We start from the raw sequence: 26,146 nt of genomic DNA, 5'->3' as shown, positions 1-26,146 counted from the left end.
CCATTATTGCAGGGCTATCTGTGCCTTCAGAACTTTGGCGGAGTGCGTCCATGAATCCCACAAAACCGGTTCCTGCTCGCTCGTCGATCTGTGCTCATTGAGAGCTTTGGAGATTGCCAGTCTCCAATCCGTGATATCATGTGTCATTACGTATTCAATGCTATCCCCGTGCAGTTCACGCAGTTCTGACAGGTTTGACGCAATCACAGGTAGTCCCCGTACCCGCGCCTCCATCACAGGTAGGCCATAGCCCTCGGCCTTCGATGGAAAGAGCAGACTGTGCGCTGTGGCGATTCGCTGCGCAATATCGGCATCAGAGGCATTGTTAATCTCATGCACCGCGGCGGGTTGGCTGTTCAGATGCTCGAACAGGGTTCGGCTGTTCCACCCCCGCGTGCCGATGATGGTGAGGTCCGCGCGGTGTGCAAAATCATCCCAGATATCGAGTATTGTTTTGTGCCCCTTGCGCGGTTCAATCGTGCCGATCATCAGCATATTGGGGCGTTTGCTGGGCTGGCGAGGAAAGCTGGGGAGCTCGGTCGCACCCATCGGGAACAGGGCATTGGTTTGGTCGGGGCGCGTGCCATAACGACTGATCCAGCGGTCCTGACCAACCTGCGTCAGATGCAGGATCAAGTCGGCATGAGCGGCCGTGACCTGCATCGTTTTGGCAAAACGCTTCGCGGGGGCAGGGCGTGACCATTCTGGATGATCCAGCGGGATAAGGTCGTGAACCAGCACGGCCAGCCGCCCGCCATCGCGTTTCCATCTGGCCACGATGTGATGCGGGGGCAGGGAATGGCCAACACAGATCAGCCATTTCCCCTGTTGCGTCCCCCGTGGCAATGAGCGGCTGCCGCGTCCCAATGCAGTGCGAATGCTGCTTTCGGCGCGGCGTCGGGTGATGTCACGCCATGGCTGCAATCGTGCTGTCAGATCTGTGATGTTATGCTGCCCCACCGCGGGACTGATACTGTCAGCCGGTCCGGTCCAATGGCGACCGCCACTGCGGATCAGCCCCTCAACAGGGCCGAGTTTGGAGAGGGCCGTGAATAGCGACCACTCAACGCGATCAATCCCTGTTGGAGTTCCCCGATCTAGTCGGGAAAAGCTCCTGCTCAGGTCAAAAATGATCCCGGTCATCCGGGAGGCCCCGTGCGGTTAGGCGTTGAGGTCGAGTGTGGATAGGAAGTCGGTCAAATCCTGACGCAGCTCATCACGAGCCAATCCGAAGGCAACTGTCGCCTGTAGGTAGCCTGCCTTTGATCCGCAATCGAACCGCTTACCCTCGAACCGCTGGCCGTAAACGCCGTCCGGCCCTGAAATTTCCGCTGCGATGGCATCGGTTAGCTGGATTTCGTTGCCGGCGCCGCGTTGCTTGCTGTTCAGGTTTTGCAGCACGCGTGGCGTCAGGATATATCGCCCGATCACGGCGAGGTTGGAGGGTGCATCGGCGACGTCCGGCTTCTCAACCATCTGATCGACCTTAACACGTGCGCCGTTTTCCTCGGATACACCCAGAATGCCGTAGGACGAAACCATCTCGTTCGGTACGTCCATAGCAGCAACCACGTTGCCGCCGGTTTCCGAATGAGTTTCGATCATATCGGCCAGACAGCTGCGTCCGCCCTGAATCACGTCATCGGGCAGCAGCACAGCAAACGGCTCATCCCCGATCAGGCGACGCGCACACCAGACGGCATGGCCCAGACCGAGTGCCTCACGCTGACGGATATAGGCAATTGCACCGGAATCCATATCGGTGCGCTTTAGCTCGTTAAGTAGGGCTGTTTTACCCTTTGCGGCCAAAGTGCTTTCAAGTTCGGGCGCACTATCGAAATAGTCTTCGAGGCTTTGCTTGCCGCGTGCGGTAACGAAGATAAAATCGCTGATACCCGCGTCGCGTGCCTCATCAATGGCGTACTGGATCAGCGGGCGATCCACGAGAGTCATGATTTCCTTGGGGATGGATTTGGTCGCCGGCAAAAATCGCGTGCCTAGCCCTGCAACAGGAAATACAGCTTTCGTTACCTTGCGTTCCATATCTTCTCCAATTCTAAAAGCATCTAACACCGCGCCACCTGATGTTGCAGTGCGTCAAAGATCAAGTTAGCGTCAAAGCGCGCGACTGTCTCTAACTTATTGTTTCTGTTTATTGAGCTTTGGTCGATAGGTTTTTGACCTAAGTCAAAAATCTCTCCACCGCCGCGTCGTTTGCCTAGGATTAGATGTGTGTATCTTCGGTGCGCATCTGTCCGTATCAATTCCCACATCACTGCCCTGTTCCATTTAGGCACATGGTTCCCGTCGCGAAAAAGGCCACCCCGATGATGGAAATATCCATCATGGCACCATCGAACGCGCATCGGGCGATTGAGCCAAGTTTGGGTGATGAGCGTAACGTCAAAGCCCTTTTGATTTAGATCGCGCGCCACTGATTTAGCCGTACGCCGGTCAATCATGCGCGGGGCTAATGCGATGCGGGGCCTATCTGCTGGGGGCGATGGGGGTGTGGCGTGGGCGGTGGGAATGCTCACTTGGGTGGCGCGTGGTGCGGGGGTTTGTAACCCGTGTTCGACAGCCTCTAGCCGGCGGGCGAAACCCGTGCCTGACAAAAAACCGATATCGTGCATTTTGCGCAGGCGGTGCCATTGGACCTGTTGCAAGTGTTGCGCGGCCAGAGCGGCCTCGCCCTCATCTGCATGGCTGAGGGTAAAGGCGGCCACACTGCGTCCTAGCTGGCGAAATCCGTCAATCGTGGACCCTGCGCCGCGCACTGCGTTGCTGTGAGCGGCATGGTGAACCAGCGCCCCCACGGTCCATTTGTTGCGCCACCCGGCCTGTACAAGGCGCAGCAGCATGTCGGTTTCATCCAGATAATATGCGAAGCGTGTGTCAAAGCCGCCTATCGCTGCAATGGCCGTGCGCCGCAGGGCCATGTTTGTGCCGTGCAACTTTACATAGGGTCCATCAGGGCTATCCCGCCCCGCACGGTCAAAGCGGGTTTCACCCCATTGCACGCGCACGCCATTACCGCCCAAAACGGGCCCGCCAACCGCGCCGATAACAGGCGCATCAAATGCCGCTGACAGTTGCAGTAGCCAGTCCGGTTCGGGAATGGCATCATCATCGCAAAAGGCAATGATCTCACCTTTGCTGGCAACCAATCCGGCATTCCGGGCGCTGGATATGTTGGCATCCGCGTGGCGCAGCCATGTGACGCTAAGGTCCCGTGGGGCCGGCGCATCAGAGACGACGATGATTTCTGCGGTAATCCCGCGTTGCCGTTTCAGCGCCTGTAGGGTCAGCGACAGGGACCATTCACGGCCCCTGTTTACAACGACAACGCTGACCGACGGTCGCATGACCTTAGTCGAGACCGTGATCGCGCAGGATGCCCTCGATCCGCTCAACATCTACAGGGTTGTTCAGCTCCCAAAAGGCGCGGCCCTTTGCGTCAACCTCAACACACTGCACCGGCACGCCATTTTCCATGAAGCGCAGTTGCTCCAGCCCCTCCCACGTTTCCAGACGGCCCTCGGGCCATGTGGAATAGGCGGCCAGTGCGGCGGGGCGATATGCGTATACGCCAACATGGTGGAAAACGGGGTTTTCCTCACCATCGGCGAATTCACGGCCGGTATAGGGGATAACCTCCTTGGAGAAATACATCCCACGGCCCGCGCGGTCGAATACGGCGGTTGTGCCGCCAACGCGCCCGTTGCGGCGATCCTCAAGGAAGCCACGCAATGCGGCGGCATCAGTGCGCAGAACGGGGGTGGCGACCTGCATTTCAGGGTCAGCCTGCATGGCGCGGATCAGATCCTCAACAAACCACGGTGGTGTCAGCGGCGCGTCCCCTTGCAGGTTCACGACGATATCGGGGGGCGTGTCCAGCGCGGCCACAGCCTCGGCGCACCGCTCCGTCCCGTTGCGCGCGGTGGTGGAGGTCATGATGACCTCGGCCCCGAAGGCGCGTGCATGATCCGCAATCCTGTCATCATCGGTGGCAACCGCCACACGATCAGCACCCGCAACGGACAGTGCCGCATCCCAGCTGCGCCGGATCAGCGACCGTGACTGACCCGAGGCACCGGTCAATTCCACCAGAGGTTTACCCGGATAGCGGGTGGAGGCATAGCGGGCGGGGATCAGGATCAAGACGGACATTACTGCTCCAGCTTCTGGGTTGCAGGTGCCGCGATGAAGAACGGATTCTCGAACCCGGATTTGCCATAGGCCAGCGGGGTATGGTCGTCAAAGCGCACAACCGTACCGCCAGCACCGCGCAGAACCGCGTCGCCCGCCGCCGTGTCCCATTCCATCGTGCGACCCAGTCGGGGGTACAGATCGGCCTCTCCTGCCGCGACGAGGCAGAATTTCAGCGACGATCCGGCGGCGACCAACTCGGCCACCTCGTATTTTGCGATATAGTCATCCGTGGCCGCATCGCGATGTGATTTCGACGCAACGATGCGCAGGGCGCCCTGCGCGGATGAGACGTTCATCGGGATGGTTGGGCCAGCGATAGTGCCGAAATCGCCGGTTTCCTCAACCGCCTGACCGGATGCATCGGTGTAGAACAGACGTCCAACAGCGGGCGCGTAGACGATGCCGCGGGTCGGGATGCCGTCCTCAACCAATGCGATGTTCACCGTGAATTCACCGCGCCGCTGTACGAATTCCTTTGTGCCGTCCAGCGGGTCTACGATGATAAAGGTCGAAACGCTTTGCCCGTGGGTATCTGCCTGTTCCTCGGTCACCAATGCGATATCGGGGAATGCAGCCCGCAAACCAGCGGAGATCAGCGCGTCTGCTGCCTCATCCGCGGCGGTTACGGGGCTTTCATCAGCTTTGGACCGGACGTTGAAATCATCCTCGCCATAGATTTCCATAATCACCGCACCTGCCTCAAGCGCGAGTTTACGGAAAGTGGCGGTAACGTTTTGGTAGTCCATGGCATTCATCCTTAGCTGTAGCGGGACATTTAGCCCTCGACTAATGTATGAGATACCTACCGTCGTCTTACAAGGACTGGCCGCGATGCCCCGCCTACAGAAATATCACCGCAGTACAACATTCTGGGAATCCAGCCTCAGCCTGTTCGAGCTGAGCTATATCTCGATCGTGCGATCCTTCCGGTCGGCAACGGGCGGGTCGATGCTGGGCCTTGCCGGATTGTTGATGAAGCCATTGCTGCTGTTCACTGTTTTCTATGTGATGTTCGAGGTGTTCGGTCGCACGGCAGTCATTCGCGGTGATTTCCTGCTGTTTATGATGACGGGGATTTTCCTGTATCTGGCGCATATTCAGGCCGTGCAAAACCTAAAGGGTGCAGGCCATGCCAGTGCAGGCATGTTGTTTTATGCCAAGACATCGACACTGCTCAGCATCCTCGCTGCTGCGGTCAACCAGCTATACATCGTTGTGCTGTCGGTGATCGTGATTATGGGCACGGCCTATCTGATCCGTGGTCATCTGGAGGTTTATAATCCCGCCGGAATGCTGCTGCCATTCTTTCTGGCATGGGCCAGTGGTCTGTCTGTAGGGTTGCTATTTATGGCGTTCTCGCCCCTCGCGCCCAGTGTGATACCGATGTTTTATCAGGTGTATCGACGGGCGCAGATGATCACGAGCGGTAAGATGTTTGTCGCCAATGCGCTGCCATCTGCCTATCTGCCGTTTTTCAGCTGGAACCCGCTGTTCCACGCGATTGATCAGGCGCGGGGCCATGCCTTTATCAACTATATCCCGCGATATACGTCGATTGAGTATCCGCTGTACTTCACGCTCGCCGCGCTGGCGATCGGGTTCACGGGTGAGTTTGCGATGCGTGCACGGCAAAGCTACGGGACGGAGTAACCTACCAGATTACATCGCCTTGCTTTTTGAAATGTGCGGCCATGAATTCAACAAAGGCGCGCAGCTTTGGCTGTGGAAAACGGCCGGGCGGATAGACGGCATAGATGCCTAGTAGCGGTTTGCGCACTTGGGGCAGGATTTCGACTGTGCGGCCCATCTCGATTGAATCGCGCAGGATGAAGGTTGGCACGGCTGAAATGCCTAGCCCTGCCTCAACCGCGCGCAGCAATGCCTCACCGTTATTGGCGGTCAGTTTGCCGCCTGCGCGCACCTGTTTTTCCACGCCATTCTCACTGACCAAACGCCAGAAATTGCCGGTGGATAGGTTCGAGTAGTGCAGCAAGTCGTGGTCGGACAGATCCTCAATGCTTTGCGGAGTTCCGCGTCTGTCCAGATAATCCTGCGAGGCGACCAGCAGGCCGGTTGCCTCGCCTAATTTTCGCGCGCGCAGGCTGGAATCGGGCAGGTTGCCGATACGAATGGCCAGATCGAATCCCTCGGAAACCAGCTCAACAAAGCGGTCATCCATGGTCATGTGGATGGAAACGTCGCGATACTGTTGCAGGAACGCGGCAACTGCTTCGGAGATGTGGGTCGTGCCGAACCCGACAGGAACCGACAATCGCAGCTCACCACGGGGTTCGGATTGCATGGAGGTGACCATGGCATCCGCGTCGCCAGCCTCGGACAGGACGCGACCGGCCTTGTCATAATAGGCCAGCCCGATTTCCGTTGGGCTGACCCGACGGGTCGTGCGGTTTAGCAGTCGCGCGCCCAATCGCGCCTCAAGGCTGGAGACATGCTTCGAGATCGCGCTTTTCGAAATATTCAGCTTTCGCGCCGCATCGGTGAAGCCACCTTGGTCCACGACAGCGATAAACGCTTCCATTTCTGCCAGACGATCCATCAGAGTCTCCGTTTCCGTATCTGCATCAGAAAGTCATTCTGACGCCGATTGTCAACGGATCGTCGATCACGCTCTGCGACTGGGGCACCCGTTTAGTTGTAATTGATAGGTTCCCGTCATGGTTTGCACCTCGGCTGCGGCATTGAGCAGAAATTCCTTTTGCCAATATGTGCCAAGGGTAAAGCCACGATGCCCCTCATGATAGGCGAGGTAGTGAGCAAAGCTGTCACTGGTCGCCAGCCCGTTTTGCCGCACGGTTTGCGTCATGTACCAACCGACAAAATCAGCCGCATCGGCGAAGTTATCGCGGCGGGCATGCCGATTTCCCGTAACGTCCTTGTACCAATCCCATGTCGAATTGATCGCCTGCGCATAGCCATAGGCCGATGTTGTGCCCGGGCTGGCATGTTGGCGAAACCGGCTTTCGCGCCACATGATGCCCATCATGACATGGACGGGGGTGTTATACCGTGCAGCGGCGGCCTCCATATGGGTGCGCCAGTGCGGTTTTTCGTCGAAAATCGCGCAAATGTTGAATGTATTAGATGGGGGGGCATCCGCGCGCGATGCGCTGTCGCTATCCCCACGGCCACCGCATGATGCTAACGCGCATAGCATCGCGATACCCGCAAGGCGGGCAAACTGGATGATCCTCATTATTGTCACCTGTACTGTCACTGCTCGGCGGACCTGTTTGTCAGGCCTCTGACGGGACCATAGCACGATCAGACCGGTCTTGGGTGGTCAAAATCATAGGGATAGGGCGCAATGGCCCACGCTGGACAGTTTGCGGTGTTATCCGTATCACTGCCGATGCAACAAGAAAGGAATGAGAATGACAGTTAAGGAAGCGAAATTTGCGATCGGGCATGTGGTGCGTCACCGCGTCCATCCATTTCGCGGTGTCATTTTCGATGTAGATCCGGAGTTTTCGAACTCGGACGAATGGTGGGAAACCATCCCTGAGGAGCACCGACCCAGCAAGGATCAGCCCTTTTACCACCTGTTTGCCGAAAACGACACCAGCTACTATGTGGCCTATGTTTCAGAGCAAAACCTGTTGGCAGATGACAGTGGTGAACCTGTGGATCACCCCGATATTGGCGGGATGTTCCACACGTTGGAGGATGGACGCTATCGCCTGTCGGGTGTCGCGCACTGACCGCTCAATAGCCTAGGGCGCAGCCATCCTTACGTGGGTCACTGGCGCCTTCTAGCACACCATCGGGCCGGATGCGGATTGCCTGCGCACCGCCAATTGCGGTTTCGGGCGATTGCACCGCGTGGCCCTTGGCCCGCAATGCGTCCCAGACCGCAGGCGCATAGCCGTTTTCCAGATCCATCGGACCCAGCGCGCCAAAGCTGCGCGGCGCGTCGATCGCCGATTGCAGGTCCATGCCGTAATCGAGCAGGTTGGACAGCAACCGCGTATGACCGTTCGGTTGATAGGCCCCGCCCATTACGCCAAAGGGGATTTCGACCCGTCCGTTCCGCTTGAACATCGCGGGGATGATGGTGTGCATCGGGCGCTTGCCCGGGCCAACCTCGTTCGGGTGTCCCTGTTGTAGGGTGAAGCCCGCCCCGCGGTTCTGGAACCCGATCCCGTATTTGGTGGAGGCAAGGCCGGACCCGAAGCTGTGGAAGATCGAATAGATCAGGCTGACGGACAGGCCATCGCCGTCTACAACCGTGATATAGATCGTATCCTTGTGAACCTGTTCAGCCAGCGGCTGCGGGGCGGGCATCGCGTGATCCATGTTCACCAGCGCGGCAAGTTGCTGCGCCGTCTGCGCCGACAGCATGTGATCCAGCCGCGTTGTATGCGCCGCATCCGCGATAAAGCGGTTGCGGGTGTCGTAGGCCAGCTTTGCGATCTCGGCCTCCAGATGGGCACGCTCCGCACCAAAGGGATCAAGTGCGACAACGTCGAACCGCTCCAGCATGTTCAGCATCAGCAGCGCGGTCGCTCCTGATCCGTTTGGCGGCAATTCGACCAGTTCCGTTCCGCGATAGGTGCCGGTGACCGGCTCCACCCAGTCGCAATCGGTGGCGGCAAAATCGGCCAGCGTATGTGTGCCGCCCATAGCCCGTAGCGAGGCAACCATATCCTGTGCGACCGGCCCCTCGTAAAAGCCTGCGCGGCCCTTATCCGCGATCTGGCGTAGCACTTCGGCCTGACCGGCGGCGCTGAACATCGTGCCTGCCGTGGGAACTGCGCCGTCCACCAGAAAATAGTCGCGCGCGATTCCGCTGAGGTTGCCCGCCTTGGTCCAATCATCAGCCACACGGGGGGCGACTGGGACGCCGCTTTCGAAATAGGGGATCACAGGGCCTAGGGTGTCGGCCATGCCCAGACGCCCCATCTCCGCCGACAGCTTGCAAAACCCGTCTACCGCGCCCGGTACGGTGACAGCCTCAACAGCGTAGGTCGGAACGGTCTGGTGCCCATCGGCGCGCATTTTATCGGCACTGATGCCAGCAGGTGCGCGGCCAGATGCATTCAACCCGCGAATGGTGCCGTCCTTGGCGATCAGGGCGAACATATCGCCGCCCAATCCGGTCATTTGCGGTTCGCACAGCCCCAGCAGGACTGCCCCCGCAATGGCTGCATCCACAGCGTTTCCCCCACGCTTTAGCGTATCAATGGCAATTCCAGCGGCCAGCGGGTGCGACGTTGCGCACATGCCGTTCGTTGCAAAAACAGGGGACCGGCCGGGTAGGTGGAAATCGCGCATGGGGCACCTCGCTATGTCGTAGGAGGGCAGACCCTATCGGATCGACATCAGGATTCAACTGTTAGGAAAGGTACGGCACACCGAATGATCCGAATTCAGTTTGGGGGCATGAAATAGGATCGTCCCGTGTGCCGCACTATCGTTAAACGGGAAAATCATGGCGGGAAAGCGGGCAAAATCGGGCTGTTTCGGGAAGAGTTTTAGGCGCCTCTGCCTTAATCTGATCTGTGTGCTTGCCTAACCACGCAAACCGCATATTTTTGCACTATGAGTGTCGTCACAAACCTGAACGGATCCCGTAAACCGGATGAGGTAGTCAGCTACCACCGGACCGAGTTGAACGTTATCCTGTCGCTATACGGTCGTATGGTCGCCGCAGGCGAGTGGCGCGACTATGGCATTTCCGCTCTACGTGAGGTTGCGGTCTTCTCCGTTTTCCGGCGTGCGGCGGAACATCCCCTGTATCGTATTGAAAAACGGCCCAAACTGGCGCGCGCGCAGGGCATGTATGCGGTGATCGGGATGGATGGCCATATCCTGAAGCGGGGGCATGAACTGAAAACCGTACTGCGCGTGTTGGAGCGTAAGTTGATCCGCGCGGTGGATCAGTAGCACTGGGCGCTTTCATGCGTCCACTGGCGCGCCTGTCAGAGGTCACATCGCCACCACCATCGGCGGGCCGAAGCTTGCTTCGGAACGCCAGGTGGCAGCGGGTATATTTTACGAGCGTCGTGATTTATTACGCCGGATTTTCGACTTGGTCAGCTTACGCTTTGGGCCGCCGCGACGGGGGCCTGAATTGCCCTTGGGCATGGCGCGATCCTCAACCGATAATAGCTCGAACAGCAGGCCGCCGGTGACGGGCACCGCTTCCTCCAGCCGGACGGTTACGGGCATTCCCAAACCGATGATCCGACCCGAACGGTCCCCTTGCAGGGTTTGCGTGTCGGGGTCGTGGCTCCAATATTCGCGACCCAAGCGGCTGATCGGGATTAGGCCGTCTGCGCCGGTCTCGTCCAGCTTTACGAACAGGCCAAAGCGGGCGACGCCTGCGACCTTGCCCTCGAACTCATTCCCGATGCGATCCGCCAGATAGGAGGCGAGGTAGCGGTCGGTCGTGTCACGCTCAGCCAGCATGGATCGACGCTCGGTCTGGCTAATATGTTCCGCCGTTTCGGCCATCCGGTCCTCATCCGTGGGGGTCAGTCCGTCACTGCCCCAACGATGGGTCGAGACGAGCGCACGGTGCACGATCAAATCCGCATAGCGCCGGATTGGAGACGTGAAATGCGCATAGCGGGCGAGGCTCAACCCGAAATGGCCGAAATTTTCCGCCGCATAATATGCCTGCATCATCGAGCGCAGGACCGAGACGTTGATCATCTCGGCATGTTCCTGCCCCGCGCTGTCATTCAGCAGGGCGTTCAGATGCGAGGTTTTCAGCACCTGCCCCTTGGCCAGCACCATGCCGACGCTGTCCACCACCTCACGCAATTGATCCAGCTTCGCGGTCGAGGGTTCCTCGTGCACGCGGTACAGGAACGGGCGTTGGCCCCGTTCCAGCGTTTCGGCGGCGCATACATTGGCGAGGATCATGAATTCCTCGATCAGTTTATGCGCGTCGAACCGGTCGCGGAAGGCGACGGTTTTTACCTCACCTGTTTCGGTCAGGACCACTTTGCGTTCGGGTAAGTCCAGATCCAGCGGCGCCCGTGCGGCCCGTGCGATTTTCGCGGCCTCATAAGCGGCCCATAGGGGACGCAGCACCCAGTCGAGCAGGGGTTCTGTACGCTCCGTTACCTCACCATCAATGGCGGCTTGCGCCTCCTCGTAGCTGAGCGAAGCGGGGGAGCGCATCAGCGCGCGGGTAAAGCGGTGGTCGATCTTTTGACCCTGCGCGTTCAATTGCATGCGCAGCGCGATACAGGGGCGGTCTACCCCCTCATGCAATGAACACAGATCGCCGGACAGTTCCTCGGGCAGCATCGGCACGACGCGGTCGGGGAAATAGGTGGAGTTGCCACGCTTGCGGGCCTCCGCATCCAATGGCGAGCCGGGGGTGACATAATGAGCCACATCGGCAATCGCGACCCAGACGACATGTCCGCCCTCATTCGCGGGATCGGTATCTGCCTCCGCTGCGACGGCGTCATCGTGGTCGCGCGCGTCGAACGGGTCGATGGTGATCAGGGGCAGATGCCGCAGGTCCTCACGCTCGCCCAACGTAACGGGTTTCGCCTTGATCGCCTGTTTGACGACCTCATCGGGGAAAGCATCGGGGATGCCATGCTCGTGGATTGCAATCAGGCTGACGGATTTGGGGGCGGCTGGATCGCCCAGCCGTGCGGCGATGCGTGCCTTGGGCAGGCCAGTATGACCGCTGCGGCCGATTTGCTCGCCCTCAACCAGTTCGCCATCGCGTGCGCCGTTGCGATCGCCAGGTTGTACGATCCATTCCTTATCGGCCTTTTTATTGACCGGAATGATACGACCGCCGAATTCCTGCTGACGGAAAATGCCCAGAACCTTCTGCGGGCCGGACCCGATTTTGCGGATGACCTTGCCGAAATAGCCTTGCTCACCACGGTCGATCTTAACGAGGATCTGATCGCCCTCACCCACGGCCTTGTCGCCACGACCGGGGGCGATTGCCACGCGGGGGCGGGCATCCTCGCTGTCCCATTGCAGGGGTTCGGCCCACAGGTCGCCATCGCTATCGGGGGCCATGACGCGCAAAACGGCAACAGGGGGCAGTTCGCCCGCCTTGCGGAACTGTTTGCGCCCCTTTTCGATCAGGCCCTCATCGGCCATTTCACGCAGCAAGCGTTTCAGCTCAATACGCGCGTTGCCCTTGATGCCAAAGGCTTTGCCGATCTCACGCTTACCACTGGCGCGAGGGTTCGCGCGGATAAAGTCGAGGATCTGCTCTTTGCTTGGAAAGTCTTTCATGTGCTCGCCTTAGCACGCCCCGCAGCCGGAAACGAGAGCGCCCCGCCCGCGAAATGCAGACGGGGCGCAAAACCATGCGTTTCGTGGCGGATCAGGCCGCAGCGGCGCGGTTGATCCCGCCGATTGCCAGATCGCTCATCGTGCTATCGCCATCATAGCTGGCGCTGAGGCAGGTATCGAGGCGCTTGGCATCGTCCTCCAGCTCCAGCCTGTGCGCAAATGCTTTGCAGCACCCGTAACCGGCAATGGCGTAATGCGCCATCCGTTGATATTGCGTGATAATCATCGCATCGCGAACATCGGAATCGGTGAAGTCCTGACCCAGAACATGGGCGTGAACTTCCTTCACCAGCCCCTCCATCCCGCGACAAAACTCACCATCCGGATTTGCGTCATGGCTAGACAGGATCGTGGAAAGCGTGTCCATGCCATCCTGAATGCCGGTAACGCCGGCGGCCAGCGCATCGCGCAATGCCGGATCAGTGGCGGCGTCATGCAGTTCCTGCGTCGCAGCGCGGGATTGTTTGCAGGCGGAATAAATGTCCTGCATCTGGTCGATATAAATCTCGTTCAGATTCGAAAAAGCCATTATGTAATCCTTTCGTTAATCGAATGGGTTAGGTCCGATCAACGTGTGGGTATGGCTGTGGTTCCGAAGTTTCCGGCCGCTGCTGTTCACAGTTTGCGCAGGCGACCCAGCAGGCTGCTCAATACGGGGTTATGCTTGGCGGTCAGGCGGGCGGTATTGATCGCCCATCGCTTTGCATCCTCGGTTGATCCGGCCAGACCGCGCAGGGGCAGGATTTGCCGAACGGGGCGCGGGGGTACGGTGCATTGGTTGGTGACATCAACGTTATACATGCCCTCAACCAGGATATTCAGCGTCAGGGTGATCCCCTCGGGCAGGGTATCGTCGGCGGGGCGCAGGCTGACCATCATCGGGACCAGCCCCATATGCAGGGTAAAGCTGTAATGCGGCATTATCTGCCCCAGCCACGGTGTTAAATCCGCGTGGTGGCGTGGTTTGCCAAAGGTTTTCCGGACCCATTCGGTTAACTCCGCGTGGCCCAGATCGGTTTTTTCCTCAACCCGCCGCCACAGCTCCGCCTCCGCCGCGTCGGTCAGCGAGATCGTGTCATCCGTCCGCATCGTGACATCGTGGCGCAACCAGTGGGTCGTGCGGGCGCTGTTGACGAAGGCCTGCATCGCCTCGACCTGTTGCGGTTCGTCCAGTTTGGCAAGGCGCGCACAGTCCCAGCGCCCCATGCCGAATCGCAGCGGTACGCGCAGTGCGGCATCATGCACGGCACGCGGTGTCATCAGCGGGCTGATTGGATCGGGTTTGTTATGCCCGAACGCCGCACCCATTACGGTGAAGTCACCCGAGCCGATTTTAAGGGTCGTCATATGCAGCCTCCGGCCAGAATTGGCCTGTTGCCGCATAAATGCAGCTACGACAGGTACAGTCCAGAGCAACAGCCGGTTTGGCCGTTACCCTGACTGTGCTGTGTCGGTTAGCTTTCGTCATCTACCACGTCAGGATCAGCGGCTGGCGTGGCGGCCTTTTTAGGGGCTGCCTTCTTAGCCGGAGCCTTCTTTTTCGCGGCAGGTTTCTTTTTCGCAGCCGTTTTTTTGGCGGGTGCTTTCTTCTTGGGCTTCGAGCCCGCCTTTTCCGTGATCAGCGCCAGTGCCTGTTCCATGGTGACGGTTTCAGGCTCCACGTCCTTGGGCAGGGTCGCGTTGATTTTTTCCCACTTCACGTAGGGGCCGTAACGCCCCTTCATCACGTTGATCGGCCCGCCATCTGGGTGATCGCCAAGCTGTTTCAGCGGCTCGGCTGCCACGCCGCGCCGCCCGGGGTTCAGCTTTTTCTGTTCGATCAGGTCAACGGCACGGTTCAGGCCGATTATGTGCACTTCCTCGGGGTCGGCGAGGTTGGCGTAAACCTTTTTGGGTTTATCCTTGGCGCCGGCATCCTCGGGCAATGGCTCGGTCAGCATGACATAGGGGCCGAAGCGCCCGATATTGGTCTCGATATCGCCGCCATCTGGGTGCTTGCCGATAAAGCGGGGCAGGGCCAGCAGGGGCAGCGCCATGGCCAGATCGACCTTTTCCAGTTCCGTCCCCTTGGGGATGGAGGCGCGCTTGGGCTTGGGGGCCTCCTCGGTCGGTTCGCCGAGTTGGACATAGGGGCCAAAACGACCGGTGCGCAGGGTGACGGGAACGCCCTCATCATCATGACCCAGCAGCTTACCATCGGGACCAGCCACATCGCCGCCCTCAACCTCGCCCGCCATGGGGCGGGTGTAGCGGCATTCGGGGTAGTTCGAGCAGCCGATAAACGCGCCGCCGGACCGTGCCGTGCGCATCGACAGGCGACCCTGCCCGCAATTGGGGCATAGGCGTGGGTCGGAGCCGTCCTCCTTGGCGGGGAACAGATGCGGTTCCAGAACCTCGTTGATTTTCTCAAGCACTGCCGTGATCGACAGGTCCATGGTTTCGTCCAAGGCAATCTTGAAATCGACCCAGAACCGTTCGAGCAGCTTGTGCCAATCTGCCTCGCCCGCCGAAACGTGGTCGAGATCCTCCTCCAATTTCGCCGTGAAATCATAGGACACATAGCGGCGGAAGAAATTCTCAAGGAAGGCTGTTACCAGACGGCCCTTATCCTCGGGGATCAGGCGGTTCTTATCCTTGCGGACGTAATCGCGGTCCTGAATCGTGGTGACGATGCTGGCATAGGTGGACGGACGGCCAATGCCCAGTTCCTCCATCCGCTTGACCAGAGTTGCCTCGGTATAGCGGGGTGGGGGCTGGGTGAAGTGCTGCTCGGGTGTAACCGATTCCTTCTTCGCGGCCTCACCTGCGGTGATCTGGGGCAGGCGCTTTGCGTCATCTGCCTCAACATCATCGCGGCCTTCCTCGTATACCTTGAGGAAACCGTCAAAGGTGACGACCTGACCGGTGGCGCGCAGCACAACCTCACCATCTGTCGAGCCAACCTCAACGGCGGTCCGCTCCAGCTTGGCGCTTTCCATTTGCGATGCGATGGTCCGCTTCCAGATCAGATCGTACAGCTTGCGCTGCTCCGCCTCGACCGTGGAGGGCAGTTCCTCCGCCGCGCGAGTCAGTTCGGTGGGGCGAATACATTCGTGCGCTTCCTGCGCGTTCTTCGCCTTGTTTTTATAAACGCGGGCGGTGGCGGGCACGTATTCCTTGCCATAACGCGCACCGATGGCATCGCGTGCGGCGGTCACGGCCTCTGGCGCCATGTCGATGCCGTCGGTCCGCATATAGGTGATGTAGCCTGCCTCATAGAGCCGCTGCGCCACGTTCATCGTCTGACGCGCACCCCATGAGAATTTGCGGCTGGCCTCCTGCTGCAAGGTCGAGGTCATGAACGGAGCCGCCGGATTGCGGGTCGCCGGTTTTGCCTCAACATTCAGAACGGTCATATCGCGGGAGTTAATCGCCGCAACGGCCAGTTCCGCCGCCTCACCGGTTGCCAGATCGTAGCGATCCAGCTTTTTGCCACCCAGATGGGTCAGGCGGGCCTCGTAGTTCTGGCCGCGCGGGCTTTCCAGCATCGCCTTGACGGTCCAGTATTCGCGCGCCTTGAACGCCTCGATCTCCATCTCACGCTCAACGATGACGCGCAGTGCGACGGATTGCACACGGCCTGCGGATTTCGCACCGGGCAGGCGACGCCACAGAACGGGGGACAGTTTGAAGCCTACCAGATAATCCAGCGCGCGGCGGGCCAGATATGCCTCCACCAGCTCCATATCGACCTGACGGGGGTTTTTCATTGCCTCGGTCACGGCGGTTTTGGTGATGGCGTTGAACACCACACGCTCAACCTGAGTGGACTTTTTGATGGCGCGGCGTTTGGTGAGCGCCTCCTGCAAGTGCCACGAGATTGCCTCACCCTCTCTATCAGGGTCGGTCGCGAGGATCAGTTTGTCGTCGGTCTTCAGGGCCTCGACAATGGCCTTGATGTGTTTTTGCGAGGCGGTGGCCACCTCCCACTTCATCTCGAAATTATCGTCAGGATCGACGGATCCATCCTTGGGGGGCAAGTCACGAACATGACCATAGGATGCCAGAACAGTGAAGTCCGACCCTAGATACTTGTTGATGGTCTTTGCTTTAGCAGGGCTCTCGACGACGACGACTGGCATGAATTCTCCCCCAGCGGACCCCAGGCCCGTTTGTTGCGGGAAAATGGGTGCAGGTGTGCCAAGTGTCAACGGGGCACGGAGTCCACATTGAAGGCGGACCCCGCATTATCGCCCTGATTTGGGCATCCAGCGGCAATATTTCGCCGCTGCCGCCTCGATATTACAGCCCGCCCTCAGCGGCCTCGGCTGCGTTGATCAGGTCCAGCCCGATTTCATCCTCGAACTGTGCCCACACTGGTGCCAGCGCACTGACCCATGCGGCGCGCGTTTCTGCGTCCAGCCGACGGATACGCACGCCATCCTGCCGGACGCGGATCTTGTTCAGCTCACCCAATTCAAATGCGAAGCGGTTCCGCTCATGCGTGACCTCCAGCAGGATTTGGGCCAGATCGTCGCGCAATTCGGGGTCCAAGCCGTCCCACCACGTGGTCGAGGTTACGACCAGATAGTCGAGAATGCCGTGATTACTCTCCGTCACGCCGTCCTGCACGGTATGGAAGGACTGCGTGTAGATGTTGGACCAGCTATTGGCCTGCCCGTCGACTCCACCTGATTCGAGGGCCGCGTAAACCTCGCTAAAGGGCATCGGCGTTGCGGTGGCACCCAGTGCCTCGATCTGTGCATTCAGGATGGCGGAGGGCTGGATGCGGAACCGCAATCCGGCGGCATCAGAGGGCTGGATCAACGGGCGGTTGGCCGAAAATTGCTTCATCCCGTTATGCCAGAACTCCAGACCCAGCAGGCCCTCATCCACCATACTTTCCTTTAGCGCCTGGCCCGCATCAGAGTTCTGGAATTCCTCGACCGCCAGCATATCCTCGAACAGGAAGGGCAGATCGAACAATTGCAGGCTTTGCGTGTAGCTGCTGAATTTGGACAATGACGGCGCGGCCATTTCGACCTCGCCGCGCAGCATGGCCGGCAGCACGTCGTCGTCGTTGAACAAGGTGGAGCTTGGGTAGACCTCCATACAGGCGCGGCCGTCCAGCTCGTTATTGACGCGCTCTTGCAGCAGCAAAGCGGCTTCACCCTTGGGGTGGCCTTGCTCGGCTGTAACGTGGGAGAAGCGGATGACTTCCTCGCCCGGGTCGCATTGCGCCATTGCAGAAGTCGTTGCCAGTACGCCAGCCAGCGCTACGGTATATGAAATCGCTCGCATCAAAATTCCCCCTATTTCCGAGTCGTCACCCGGTCCCCCAATTCTTATTGGGTGTGATCTGGGCGTTTTTTAGTCGTAACACGGCGTAATCAAGGTGAGTGAACGAATTTGTTCAGCTTTTATCAGGGATTAAGTTTGTAGGTGTAGTGGTCTACCCATTTGCACGACTATGATGACACGATATCCACACGCTTGCCCCGCACCATGCCGCCTGACATAACGCGCGGCGAGGCGGCAGAGAGGAATACGTGATGTTCGAACATCGGCATCTTCTGGGAATCGAGCACCTGAAACCCAGTGATATTACTGCGATTCTGGATCGGGCGGATACCTTCGCGACCACCCCTGACAGCCGTGCCGTGCGCAAGGACAGTCTGGCCGGTTTGACCCAGATTAACATGTTCTTCGAGAACTCGACCCGCACACAGGCGAGCTTCGAGATCGCGGGCAAACGTCTGGGCGCTGATGTGATGAATATGGCGATGCAGGCCAGTTCGATCAAAAAGGGCGAAACCCTGATCGACACGGCCCTGACGTTGAACGCCATGCACCCCGACTTGCTGGTCGTGCGTCACCCCAATTCCGGCGCGGTGGCCCTGTTGGCGCAAAAGGTAAATTGCGCGGTGATTAATGCGGGCGATGGCAAGCATGAACACCCGACGCAGGCCTTGCTAGACGCGTTGACCATTCGCCGTCGCAAGGGCCGCTTGCAGCGCCTGACCGTGGCGATTTGTGGCGATATTGCCCATAGCCGCGTGGCACGATCCAACATCATGCTGCTGGGTAAAATGGAAAACCGCGTCCGCTTGGTCGGACCGCGCACCCTGATGCCTCCCGGGATCGAGAAATTCGGGGTTGAGGTCACGGATGACATGGAAACCGGCCTAAAGGATGCGGACGTCGTTATGATGCTGCGCCTGCAACGCGAACGCATGGACGGCGGCTTTATCCCGTCCGAGCGTGAATACTACCACCGCTTCGGTCTGGATGCAGCCAAGTTGTCCCACGCTAAACCCGATGCCATCGTCATGCACCCCGGCCCGATGAACCGCGGGGTCGAGATCGACGGTGAAATCGCCGACGACATCAACCGCTCTGTCATTCAGGAACAGGTCGAAATGGGCGTCGCTGTCCGCATGGCTGTACTGGAGATGCTGGGTGAGGGGCGGGGATGAGTGATCGTTCATATTTTATTCCACGTTGCGATTTCTTAATTCAAAAAGAGGATACTTTTTAATGATTGAGATCGCGGCAGGACTAGCAATCGCTAATGGCCCGTTGGCTCTTATCGAAAAAGTCACGGGTGCAATTGGAAAAAAAGATCCAAACGAAGCCAAAGAGGCGCTCATTGAAATTCGCGGGAGTGTGCTCGACCTTAAATCCGCCTTGCAGGATGCGCTAGAACGGGAGTCTTTGCTTCGGGATGAAATCTCGGAGTTCAAGCGGGACGCTAAGGTCGAAACGAATTTTGAAGATGAAAACGGCTTGCTTTATCAGTTGGATAGTGATGGCAAGCGCGTAGGTGCACCATACTGCCATCAGTGTTATGTGGACCAAGATAAATTGTTCCGCGCTGAGAAAGTCGATTTAGAGAGTGGCCACGATTATAGATGCCGAAATTGCAAAAACCCATTGGGAACAAAGGGTCCAGTTCGAAAGTCTCCGCTTGGGGTGAGATACGAAGCGATATCCAAATGACCCTTCTCTACAATGCCCGCCTGATTGATCCCGAAGCAGGCACCGATACTCTTGGCGCGCTCCTCATCGAGGATGGTGTGGTGCGGGAGGTGTTCGAAAACCCCGTTGATCTTCAGCAGTTTAGCGCGCGCACTCAAATTGACTGCGGTGGTAAATGCCTCGCGCCCGGGATCGTGGATATCGGGGTGAAAATCTGCGAACCGGGTGAGCGGCACAAGGAAAGTTTCCGCTCCGCGGGTCGTGCGGCTGTGCGTGGCGGAACGACAACCATCGTGACCCGTCCCGATACCGAGCCGACCATCGACACCCCCGAAATGGTACGGTTTCAGATTGAGCGGGCCGAGGATGACACCCCCGTAAATGTGCTGCCTATGGCCGCCCTAACCAAGGGGCGCATGGGGCGTGAAATGACGGAGATCGGGTTCCTAACCGATGCCGGTGCTGTCGCCTTTACCGATTGCGATGCTGTGGTTGCGGATACCAAGGTTCTGTCGCGCGCGCTGACCTATGCGGCGGGCCTTGGCGCGTTGGTGATAGGTCACCCGCAGGAACCGCAATTGTCCAAGGGCGCGTGCATGACCTCGGGGCAGTATGCCTCGCAATTGGGTCTGCCGGCGGTTTCCCCCTTGGCCGAGCGGATGGGGCTGGAGCGTGAGCTGGCCTTGGTTGAGGCAAGCGGTGTGCGCTGGCATGCGGATCAGATCACAACGGCGGCGGCCCTGCCGATCCTGCGCCGTGCGCGGACAGCGGGTTTGCCGGTGACGGCGGGAACCTCGATTCACCATCTGACGTTGAATGAGTTCGACGTGGCGGATTACCGGACCTTCTTTAAGGTCAAACCACCCCTACGCTCCGAGGAGGATCGCCTTGCCATCCTGACCGCGCTGATCGACGGTGATATCGACATCATCTCCTCGATGCACACCCCGCAGGATGAGGAGAGCAAGCGCCTGCCGTTCGAGGAAGCCGCCAGTGGTGCTGTCGGGCTGGAAACCCTGCTGCCCGCCGCGTTGCAACTGGTGCATGGTGAGTATCTGACCCTGCCGGAACTGTTCGCAAAGCTGTCGTTGAACCCCGCAAGGTTGTTGGGGCTGGAATGCGGGCGGCTGACCGTTGGCGCGCCTGCGGATTTGATCCTGTTCGATCCCGATCTGCCCTATGTGCTGGACCGGTGGTCGCTGGCCTCGAAGTCCAAGAACACCCCCTATGACTTGCGCAGGATGCAGGGCAAGGTGCTGGGAACATGGGTCGCTGGAACCCGAGTCTACGCGGGAGACGAAGCATGAGCGCATGGTTGCCGGATATCATGGGGTGGGACCGCGCGGGCCCTGCCTTGGCGATGATTTTCGTCGCGGGCTACCTGATTGGTTCAATCCCGTTCGGGTTGCTGGTGACGCGGGTTTTCGGGCTTGGCGATGTGCGTAAAATCGGCTCGGGCAATATCGGCACAACGAATGTGTTGCGCACCGGCAGCAAGAAGGCCGCAGCGCTGACCCTGCTGCTGGATGGCGGTAAGGGCGCGGTGGCTGTGCTGATCGCGATGTCGATGTACGGAATGCTGGCCGCTCAGGTTGCGGCGCTGGGCGCGTTTCTGGGGCATCTCTATCCGGTATGGTTGCGGTTCAAGGGCGGAAAGGGCGTTGCAACCTTTCTGGGCGTAATCCTCGCATTACACTGGCCTGCGGGCTTGCTGGCCTGCGCCACTTGGTTGGTGACTGCGTTTGTTCTCCGAATGTCGTCGCTGGCGGCATTGGTTGCGGCGGCGCTGGTCCCTGTGTGGTTGTGGGTAACCGCGGCGGAGCCTGTGATTTGGCTCGCCGTGTGCCTAGGCGCACTGATTTTCATAAAGCACAGCGCCAATATCGCGCGTATTATTAGCAGGACAGAGCCGAAAATCGGCAAGTCCTAGTAGGAGATAACAGATGGGCTTTTCCGAAGCTGTACAGGCCGTTTTGGCAAAATATATGGTCATTGAGGGGCGTGCGCGGCGGTCTGAGTATTGGTGGTTCACGCTGGCCATGATCCTCGGCAATATTGCGACGGGCGTTGTTGATGGCATTTTGGGCATCTCGCTGCTGTCGATCCTGTTCGGTTTGGCGGTCCTGATCCCCAGCTTGACGGTTTCTATCCGCCGCTTGCACGATGTGGGTAAGTCGGGCTGGTGGCTGCTGATCGTGTTGGTGCCAATCGTCGGATGGTTGGTGTTGCTGTTCTTCACCGTGCAGGACAGCCAGCAGGGCGCGAATGCCTATGGTGAGAATCCAAAGCAGGCTTAACGGTGCGTTAACCCGAATCGAGGTCAGGTGGGGCAAGGAGATTTGCCTTGCTTGACCTCGATACAGACCTGCCTGACCGCGATACGCTGATTACCCATCTGGCGCTGGCCCGTTCGCCCCGTGTGGGAACGGTGACGTTTCGCCGCTTGATTGCGACCTACGGCTCCACGGCGCAGGCGCTGGCCGCATTGCCAGAACATGCCGCGCGCGGCGGGATGAAGGGGTATCGCCCCGTTGATATGGCAGCAGTGGAACGCGAGGTGGCGATGGCCGCCGATGTTGGTGCGGTGCCGCTATTGCTGGACCAAGCGGGATACCCCGAACGATTACGGCAATTGCCTGATGCACCCATGCTGATCTGGATGCGCGGCTCAATGCCTGACCATGATCGTGGAGCGACAGCAATGGTCGGCGCGCGCAATGCCTCTGCATTGGGGTTGCGCATGGCACGAACACTCGCGGCGGAGCTGGGGGAGCTGGGCCACGTTGTCGTTTCAGGATTGGCGCGGGGTATTGATACCGCCGCGCATGAGGCGGCGCTCGAAACCGGTACGATTGCCGTGATGGCGGGCGGAATTGATACGATTTACCCACCGCAGAACCTCGATTTGGCTGAGCGGATCGCCGCGCAAGGTGCCCTACTGACTGAGGCCCCTCCCGGGCTGGCCCCCATGGCAAAACACTTTCCACGCCGCAATCGCATCATTTCCGGCCTGTCGGACAGCATCGTGCTGGTTGAGGCGGCGGAGCGATCCGGCTCGCTGATCACTGCGCGCATGGCGCTAGAACAGGGGCGTGAGGTGCTGGCCGTACCGGGGCATCCTTTCGATGCCCGCGCCGCCGGATGCAACCGATTGATACGTGAGGGGGCGGGGCTGGTCCGGTCCGCCAGCGATGTGGTTGAGGCACTGGCAATGCCCTCACCCATGGGAATTTCTGAGGAACAGTTGGTTTGGGCGCCTGAGCCACCATCGGATGGAGTCGGTGATGCCTTGGCTGCGCTATTATCCCCCACGCCGGTGGCCGAGGATGAGTTGATCCGGCAGATCGACCGCCCCGCAGGGCAGGTCATGGCGGCATTGATGGATATGGAGCTGTCAGGTGCAATTGCCCGACATCCCGGTGGTATGATCACGCTGGCCTGATTGAATTAGACTGGTGGCCAGCGGGCCGTGTGGATAGGGTCACGGCATGACGCTTCCCGTACAATATTCCGACGATCAGGCCCAAGCCTGGGACGCCATTTCTGACCTGCTCGGCGCGGCTGGGGTGGATATGGTCAATGGCACCACTGTTCCGGCGGTCGAGGGGGCGAAATCCTCGATTCTGGCGGTGATGGGCAAGGCGGGATCAGGCAAAACGCTGCTGCTGGCCGAATTGGTCAAGGCGCTTGGCGATATGGGGTTGGAGACAATCTCGGGCGATTGGGAAAGCCGCAAGCGGGCGGAAAAACGCACGCTGGCCATCCTCGCCCCGACGAACAAGGCGGCGAGCGTGCTGCGCAATCGCGGCGTACCTGCGACGACGATCCACCGCATCATCTACACGCCGGTTTACGACCCCGAATATGAGAAAATCGCTGAATGGCTGGCAGGTGAGGGGGACCGCCCCACGATTGAGGGCCTGACGGAGGAGGCACTGGACCGCGCCCATGCCTTCTATCAGCAACAACCGAGCGTTCCGGGCGCGTTGGCCGCTGCGGGGCTGCGCGGGTCTGATTTTATCACGGGGTGGAAACGGCGGGACGATCCGCTGGATATCGGCTTTGTCGATGAATCCTCGATGCTCGACGACAAACAGATGAACGACCTGCGAGAGATTTTCTCAACCCTCGTGCTGTTTGGCGATCCGGCGCAGTTGGCGCCTGTTGGGCAATCCGGCTCCATGGTGTTTGATGCCTTGCCCGAGGGATGCAAACGGATGCTGGACCGCGTTCACCGGCAGGAGGCTGACAGCCCAATTCTGGACTTGGCCCACGCGCTGGCCGACCCTGACCTGCAATTCGAGGATTTCGAGCGGATGATCGAGGATGCCGCGCGACAGGATGATCGCGTGGTTGTGGCGCAGCGGGTTGATGCGGAACTGATGGCGCGCTCTCCGGTGCTGGTCTGGCGCAACGCGACCCGTATCCGGCTGATTTCCGCATTTCGGGCCGCGCATCAGGCCCCTGAATTTGCGCTGCTACCCGGTGAGCCACTGATCTGTGATGGGGTCGAACTGCCCCTTAAACATCGTAAAAAACGTATCGACCTTGAGGCGCGCGGTCTGATCAAAGGCGCGCAATGCGTGTTCATGGGCGAGGGGCGCAAGCCGGGATTTTCGCGCCTCTATGTGATGGGGGCGGAGGAGCCGCAGGTAAATGCGGCGACGATTATCAAGATTGAGAAGCCGGATGAGGAGGAACCCTTCATCCCGTCCGCTGCCCGCATGGGTGCCGCTTTCGTCCACGGTGCGGCCTGCACAATCCACAAGGCGCAGGGCTCGCAATGGTCCGAAGTGCAGGTTTTCGCCCCCGACCTATATGGCGCGGCGCGGATGGGCCGGACCGAGGCAGGCATCGCGCTATGGAAACGGCTGGCTTATGTGGCGATCACGCGGGCGGAAACTCGGCTGCATTGGGTGACGAAGTACCGACTGGCCCGTCCATCAGCCCCGTTGGGAATTGAGGATCTGCGTAATCCTGAGCCTTCTGTGCTAACATTGCAGGCAGAACCAACGATCTGACGCGCCAATTGGGCATTTTGCGGGAAATTTACGCAAATTTGCAGCAGGTGCGTAAAGTTTCCCCCGTTTGCTTGCCCTTCGTGATTTGATGTTACATCAGGGCCGGTATCAAATTCTCTATGTAATATAGGGACGTAATCCGGTTTCAAAACAAACAGCTACGGGCGTTGCGTTACATCAAAGGGTAGGTGGCCATGGAATTCCTAGAATATATCTTCGGTAAGATCGGTGATTTGACATGGGGATGGTCGCTTATCCCGATTTTGGTGATTTTCGGCGTGTTCATTACGATCACAACCGGCTTTGTGCAGTTCCAGTTTTTCCGGCGCATGTTCCGCGTATTGTCTAGCAATAATAATTCCGCCGATCCCAACCAGATTTCCGCCCGTGCGGCGCTGCTGCTGTCCGTTGGTGGGCGCGTTGGCGGAGGTAATATTGCTGGCGTGGCGGTCGCAATTTCGCTGGGTGGTCCGGGTGCTGTGTTCTGGATGTGGGCGATTGCGCTGGTTGGCATGGCGACCAGCCTTGTCGAAAGCTCACTAGCGCAGTTGTTCAAGCGTAAGGTCGGCGATGGTGATTATCGTGGTGGTCCGGCCAGTGCGATTATTTACGGTCTGGGTATCGAGTACCGGTGGTTGGCTGTCGTTTATGCCATCTGTCTGATCGCGGCATTTGGCCTAGGGTTTAATGCGTTTCAGGGCAATACGGTTGCCGGTGCGATGCAGGATAGCCTTGGCATTGATCGTTTGTGGACGGGCGTTGTGCTGTCAGCGGTTTCTGCTGTGATCATCTTTGGCGGTATTCGCCGCATTGCAAAGGCAGCGGACGTCATCGTGCCGATCATGGCTGTCGGTTATCTGGGGATCGCGGTTATTATTATCCTGATGAACATCACCAGCATCCCCGGTGTGCTCTACGATATCTTTACCAATGCATTCGGTCTTCAGGAGGCTGTCGGCGGCGGCATGGGAGCTGCAATCGCGCAGGGTCTGCGGCGTGGTCTGTTCTCGAACGAGGCCGGTCTGGGTTCGGCCCCGAACGTGGCGGCAACGGCTGAGGTGCGTCACCCGATCAGTCAGGGCATTACGCAATCCTTCTCGGTCTTTATCGATACGATCATCATCTGTACCTGCACGGCCTTTGTGATCCTGCTGGGCGATGTCTACGTTCCGGGTGCCGAGGGGATTGATGGCGTTGCGCTGACCCAGCAATCCATGGTTTCGCATATGGGTGAGTGGGTGAAGTACTTCCTGACCGGCGCGATCCTGCTATTTGCGTTCTCGTCGATCATCTACAACTATTATTTAGGTGAGAATGCGATGGCGGTCCTGACCAAAAGCCCGGTGGGTATTTTGGTTTTGCGTATCGCCATTATCTGCATCGTGTTTCTGGGGGCAACTGCACCGGGCGCAACGGCGGTGTTCTTCTTCTCCGACCCGATGATGGGCATTCTGGCGCTGGTTAACCTGCTGGCGATTATGATGCTGTTCCCTGTCGCGATGCGGTTGCTGCGCGATTTCCGTGCTCAGCTAAAGGCAGGGGTAGAGCGGCCGGTGCTGGATCCAGACGCCTATGCTGATCTGGATATTGACCGTGAGGCGTGGAATCACCCCTCCGCCTAACGACGCGGCCTAGTTAGAAATAGATCAAGCCGC

Annotated in this window: 24 protein-coding genes; 11 read left to right on the top strand and 13 right to left on the bottom strand. The window is 59.1% G+C overall.

All coding sequences use genetic code 11. The features are described 5' to 3' along the window. Positions 1-3: 3 nt before the first annotated feature. From CR254_RS04630 to cysQ, 5 genes are read right to left on the bottom strand one after another with little or no spacing between them, the layout of a single operon-like run. Complete coding sequence (locus CR254_RS04630) at positions 4-1,143, bottom strand: glycosyltransferase (RefSeq protein WP_097928613.1); 1,140 nt, start codon at positions 1,141-1,143, stop codon at positions 4-6. A gap of 18 nt (positions 1,144-1,161) precedes the next feature. Further along, on the bottom strand, positions 1,162-2,043 hold the full coding sequence (gene galU / locus CR254_RS04625) for a UTP--glucose-1-phosphate uridylyltransferase GalU (RefSeq protein ID WP_097928612.1): 882 nt from the start codon (positions 2,041-2,043) through the stop codon (positions 1,162-1,164). A 23-nt stretch (positions 2,044-2,066) separates the two neighbouring features. Further along, positions 2,067-3,365: a glycosyltransferase family 2 protein gene (locus CR254_RS04620; protein ID WP_180955879.1), complete on the bottom strand. Its 1,299-nt coding sequence runs from the start codon at positions 3,363-3,365 to the stop codon at positions 2,067-2,069. Positions 3,366-3,369: 4 nt separating this feature from the next. Then, a complete protein-coding gene (locus tag CR254_RS04615) occupies positions 3,370-4,170 on the bottom strand; it encodes a 3-deoxy-manno-octulosonate cytidylyltransferase (RefSeq protein WP_097928610.1) in 801 nt (266 codons plus the stop codon). Then, entirely contained in the window at positions 4,170-4,958 is a 789-nt protein-coding gene (gene cysQ / locus CR254_RS04610) for a 3'(2'),5'-bisphosphate nucleotidase CysQ (RefSeq protein ID WP_097928609.1), read from the bottom strand. Before cysQ ends, CR254_RS04615 begins: the two co-directional genes overlap by 1 nt. An 85-nt stretch (positions 4,959-5,043) precedes the next feature. On the opposite strand from cysQ, the gene CR254_RS04605 reads away from it, so the two are divergent. Then, positions 5,044-5,862, top strand: a complete 819-nt coding sequence (locus CR254_RS04605; protein WP_097928608.1) for an ABC transporter permease — start codon at positions 5,044-5,046, stop codon at positions 5,860-5,862. A gap of 1 nt (position 5,863) precedes the next feature. Here the strand turns inward: CR254_RS04605 and CR254_RS04600 are convergent, their stop codons facing one another. After that, positions 5,864-6,769, bottom strand: a complete 906-nt coding sequence (locus CR254_RS04600) for a LysR family transcriptional regulator (RefSeq protein WP_097928607.1) — start codon at positions 6,767-6,769, stop codon at positions 5,864-5,866. 66 nt (positions 6,770-6,835) lie between these two features. Beyond that, positions 6,836-7,426, bottom strand: a complete 591-nt coding sequence (locus tag CR254_RS04595; RefSeq protein WP_097928606.1) for a transglycosylase SLT domain-containing protein — start codon at positions 7,424-7,426, stop codon at positions 6,836-6,838. Between the two features lie 178 nt (positions 7,427-7,604). Between CR254_RS04595 and hspQ the strand changes: the two genes are divergently transcribed. Further along, complete coding sequence (gene hspQ / locus CR254_RS04590; protein WP_097928605.1) at positions 7,605-7,931, top strand: heat shock protein HspQ; 327 nt, start codon at positions 7,605-7,607, stop codon at positions 7,929-7,931. A 4-nt stretch (positions 7,932-7,935) separates the two neighbouring features. On the opposite strand, the gene CR254_RS04585 is transcribed toward hspQ, so the two are convergent. Continuing rightward, positions 7,936-9,504, bottom strand: coding sequence for a gamma-glutamyltransferase family protein (locus CR254_RS04585; RefSeq protein ID WP_097928604.1), 1,569 nt, complete (start codon positions 9,502-9,504; stop codon positions 7,936-7,938). Positions 9,505-9,771: 267 nt separating this feature from the next. On the opposite strand from CR254_RS04585, the gene CR254_RS04580 reads away from it, so the two are divergent. Continuing rightward, the gene (locus CR254_RS04580) at positions 9,772-10,116 is read left to right on the top strand and encodes a DUF2794 domain-containing protein (RefSeq protein WP_097928603.1); all 345 of its coding nucleotides are present in this window, start codon (positions 9,772-9,774) and stop codon (positions 10,114-10,116) included. 108 nt (positions 10,117-10,224) lie between these two features. On the opposite strand, the gene rnr is transcribed toward CR254_RS04580, so the two are convergent. The 5 genes from rnr to CR254_RS04555 all read right to left on the bottom strand — a co-directional run bounded on the left by rnr (position 10,225) and on the right by CR254_RS04555 (position 17,793). Further along, positions 10,225-12,453, bottom strand: coding sequence for a ribonuclease R (gene rnr / locus CR254_RS04575; RefSeq protein ID WP_097928602.1), 2,229 nt, complete (start codon positions 12,451-12,453; stop codon positions 10,225-10,227). A gap of 91 nt (positions 12,454-12,544) precedes the next feature. Further along, positions 12,545-13,042, bottom strand: coding sequence for a DUF892 family protein (locus tag CR254_RS04570; protein WP_097928601.1), 498 nt, complete (start codon positions 13,040-13,042; stop codon positions 12,545-12,547). Positions 13,043-13,128: 86 nt separating this feature from the next. Beyond that, on the bottom strand, positions 13,129-13,860 hold the full coding sequence (locus CR254_RS04565) for a hypothetical protein (protein WP_097928600.1): 732 nt from the start codon (positions 13,858-13,860) through the stop codon (positions 13,129-13,131). Between the two features lie 107 nt (positions 13,861-13,967). Then, positions 13,968-16,634: a type I DNA topoisomerase gene (gene topA / locus CR254_RS04560; RefSeq protein ID WP_097928599.1), complete on the bottom strand. Its 2,667-nt coding sequence runs from the start codon at positions 16,632-16,634 to the stop codon at positions 13,968-13,970. A 160-nt stretch (positions 16,635-16,794) separates the two neighbouring features. Next, a complete protein-coding gene (locus CR254_RS04555; RefSeq protein WP_097928598.1) occupies positions 16,795-17,793 on the bottom strand; it encodes a DctP family TRAP transporter solute-binding subunit in 999 nt (332 codons plus the stop codon). Between the two features lie 248 nt (positions 17,794-18,041). Between CR254_RS04555 and CR254_RS04550 the strand changes: the two genes are divergently transcribed. The 8 genes from CR254_RS04550 to CR254_RS04520 all read left to right on the top strand — a co-directional run bounded on the left by CR254_RS04550 (position 18,042) and on the right by CR254_RS04520 (position 26,113). Further along, on the top strand, positions 18,042-18,968 hold the full coding sequence (locus CR254_RS04550) for an aspartate carbamoyltransferase catalytic subunit (RefSeq protein WP_097928597.1): 927 nt from the start codon (positions 18,042-18,044) through the stop codon (positions 18,966-18,968). A gap of 61 nt (positions 18,969-19,029) precedes the next feature. Continuing rightward, entirely contained in the window at positions 19,030-19,491 is a 462-nt protein-coding gene (locus CR254_RS17855) for a hypothetical protein (protein WP_145996700.1), read from the top strand. Then, positions 19,488-20,777, top strand: a complete 1,290-nt coding sequence (pyrC, locus tag CR254_RS04545; RefSeq protein WP_180955878.1) for a dihydroorotase — start codon at positions 19,488-19,490, stop codon at positions 20,775-20,777. The genes CR254_RS17855 and pyrC overlap by 4 nt, the downstream gene beginning before the upstream one ends. Further along, positions 20,774-21,400, top strand: coding sequence for a glycerol-3-phosphate 1-O-acyltransferase PlsY (gene plsY, locus CR254_RS04540; RefSeq protein WP_425440236.1), 627 nt, complete (start codon positions 20,774-20,776; stop codon positions 21,398-21,400). Before pyrC ends, plsY begins: the two co-directional genes overlap by 4 nt. A 13-nt stretch (positions 21,401-21,413) precedes the next feature. After that, complete coding sequence (locus tag CR254_RS04535; RefSeq protein WP_097928596.1) at positions 21,414-21,767, top strand: DUF805 domain-containing protein; 354 nt, start codon at positions 21,414-21,416, stop codon at positions 21,765-21,767. A gap of 47 nt (positions 21,768-21,814) precedes the next feature. Continuing rightward, positions 21,815-22,912 carry a DNA-processing protein DprA gene (dprA, locus tag CR254_RS04530; RefSeq protein ID WP_245851375.1) on the top strand — a complete coding sequence of 366 codons (1,098 nt, stop codon included), beginning with the start codon at positions 21,815-21,817 and terminating at the stop codon, positions 22,910-22,912. A 46-nt stretch (positions 22,913-22,958) separates the two neighbouring features. Next, positions 22,959-24,491, top strand: a complete 1,533-nt coding sequence (locus tag CR254_RS04525) for an ATP-dependent DNA helicase (RefSeq protein ID WP_097928595.1) — start codon at positions 22,959-22,961, stop codon at positions 24,489-24,491. Positions 24,492-24,685: 194 nt separating this feature from the next. Then, on the top strand, positions 24,686-26,113 hold the full coding sequence (locus CR254_RS04520; RefSeq protein ID WP_097928594.1) for an alanine/glycine:cation symporter family protein: 1,428 nt from the start codon (positions 24,686-24,688) through the stop codon (positions 26,111-26,113). Positions 26,114-26,146 lie beyond the last annotated feature (33 nt).

The sequence above is a fragment of the Pontivivens marinum genome (assembly GCF_900231835.1).
GTDB lineage: Bacteria > Pseudomonadota > Alphaproteobacteria > Rhodobacterales > Rhodobacteraceae > Pontivivens > Pontivivens marinum.
Note: the sequence above shows the minus strand (reverse complement) of the source record. Positions and strands in the feature narration are given on the sequence as shown.

What these genes read in the sequence shown, in the direction of transcription:
- CR254_RS04630 (WP_097928613.1), bottom strand. Translation starts at nt 1,143, where the DNA reads ATGACCGGGATCATTTTTGACCTGAGCAGGAGCTTTTCCCGACTAGAT.
- hspQ (WP_097928605.1), top strand. Translation starts at nt 7,605, where the DNA reads ATGACAGTTAAGGAAGCGAAATTTGCGATCGGGCATGTGGTGCGTCAC.
- CR254_RS04565 (WP_097928600.1), bottom strand. Translation starts at nt 13,860, where the DNA reads ATGACGACCCTTAAAATCGGCTCGGGTGACTTCACCGTAATGGGTGCG.
- CR254_RS04585 (WP_097928604.1), bottom strand. Translation starts at nt 9,504, where the DNA reads ATGCGCGATTTCCACCTACCCGGCCGGTCCCCTGTTTTTGCAACGAAC.
- CR254_RS04605 (WP_097928608.1), top strand. Translation starts at nt 5,044, where the DNA reads ATGCCCCGCCTACAGAAATATCACCGCAGTACAACATTCTGGGAATCC.
- CR254_RS04520 (WP_097928594.1), top strand. Translation starts at nt 24,686, where the DNA reads ATGGAATTCCTAGAATATATCTTCGGTAAGATCGGTGATTTGACATGG.
- CR254_RS04615 (WP_097928610.1), bottom strand. Translation starts at nt 4,170, where the DNA reads ATGTCCGTCTTGATCCTGATCCCCGCCCGCTATGCCTCCACCCGCTAT.
- CR254_RS04580 (WP_097928603.1), top strand. Translation starts at nt 9,772, where the DNA reads ATGAGTGTCGTCACAAACCTGAACGGATCCCGTAAACCGGATGAGGTA.
- CR254_RS04620 (WP_180955879.1), bottom strand. Translation starts at nt 3,365, where the DNA reads ATGCGACCGTCGGTCAGCGTTGTCGTTGTAAACAGGGGCCGTGAATGG.
- cysQ (WP_097928609.1), bottom strand. Translation starts at nt 4,958, where the DNA reads ATGGACTACCAAAACGTTACCGCCACTTTCCGTAAACTCGCGCTTGAG.
- CR254_RS04595 (WP_097928606.1), bottom strand. Translation starts at nt 7,426, where the DNA reads ATGAGGATCATCCAGTTTGCCCGCCTTGCGGGTATCGCGATGCTATGC.
- galU (WP_097928612.1), bottom strand. Translation starts at nt 2,043, where the DNA reads ATGGAACGCAAGGTAACGAAAGCTGTATTTCCTGTTGCAGGGCTAGGC.
- rnr (WP_097928602.1), bottom strand. Translation starts at nt 12,453, where the DNA reads ATGAAAGACTTTCCAAGCAAAGAGCAGATCCTCGACTTTATCCGCGCG.
- CR254_RS04535 (WP_097928596.1), top strand. Translation starts at nt 21,414, where the DNA reads ATGGGCTTTTCCGAAGCTGTACAGGCCGTTTTGGCAAAATATATGGTC.
- plsY (WP_425440236.1), top strand. Translation starts at nt 20,774, where the DNA reads ATGAGCGCATGGTTGCCGGATATCATGGGGTGGGACCGCGCGGGCCCT.
- CR254_RS17855 (WP_145996700.1), top strand. Translation starts at nt 19,030, where the DNA reads ATGATTGAGATCGCGGCAGGACTAGCAATCGCTAATGGCCCGTTGGCT.
- CR254_RS04525 (WP_097928595.1), top strand. Translation starts at nt 22,959, where the DNA reads ATGACGCTTCCCGTACAATATTCCGACGATCAGGCCCAAGCCTGGGAC.
- CR254_RS04600 (WP_097928607.1), bottom strand. Translation starts at nt 6,769, where the DNA reads ATGGATCGTCTGGCAGAAATGGAAGCGTTTATCGCTGTCGTGGACCAA.
- pyrC (WP_180955878.1), top strand. Translation starts at nt 19,488, where the DNA reads ATGACCCTTCTCTACAATGCCCGCCTGATTGATCCCGAAGCAGGCACC.
- CR254_RS04570 (WP_097928601.1), bottom strand. Translation starts at nt 13,042, where the DNA reads ATGGCTTTTTCGAATCTGAACGAGATTTATATCGACCAGATGCAGGAC.
- CR254_RS04555 (WP_097928598.1), bottom strand. Translation starts at nt 17,793, where the DNA reads ATGCGAGCGATTTCATATACCGTAGCGCTGGCTGGCGTACTGGCAACG.
- topA (WP_097928599.1), bottom strand. Translation starts at nt 16,634, where the DNA reads ATGCCAGTCGTCGTCGTCGAGAGCCCTGCTAAAGCAAAGACCATCAAC.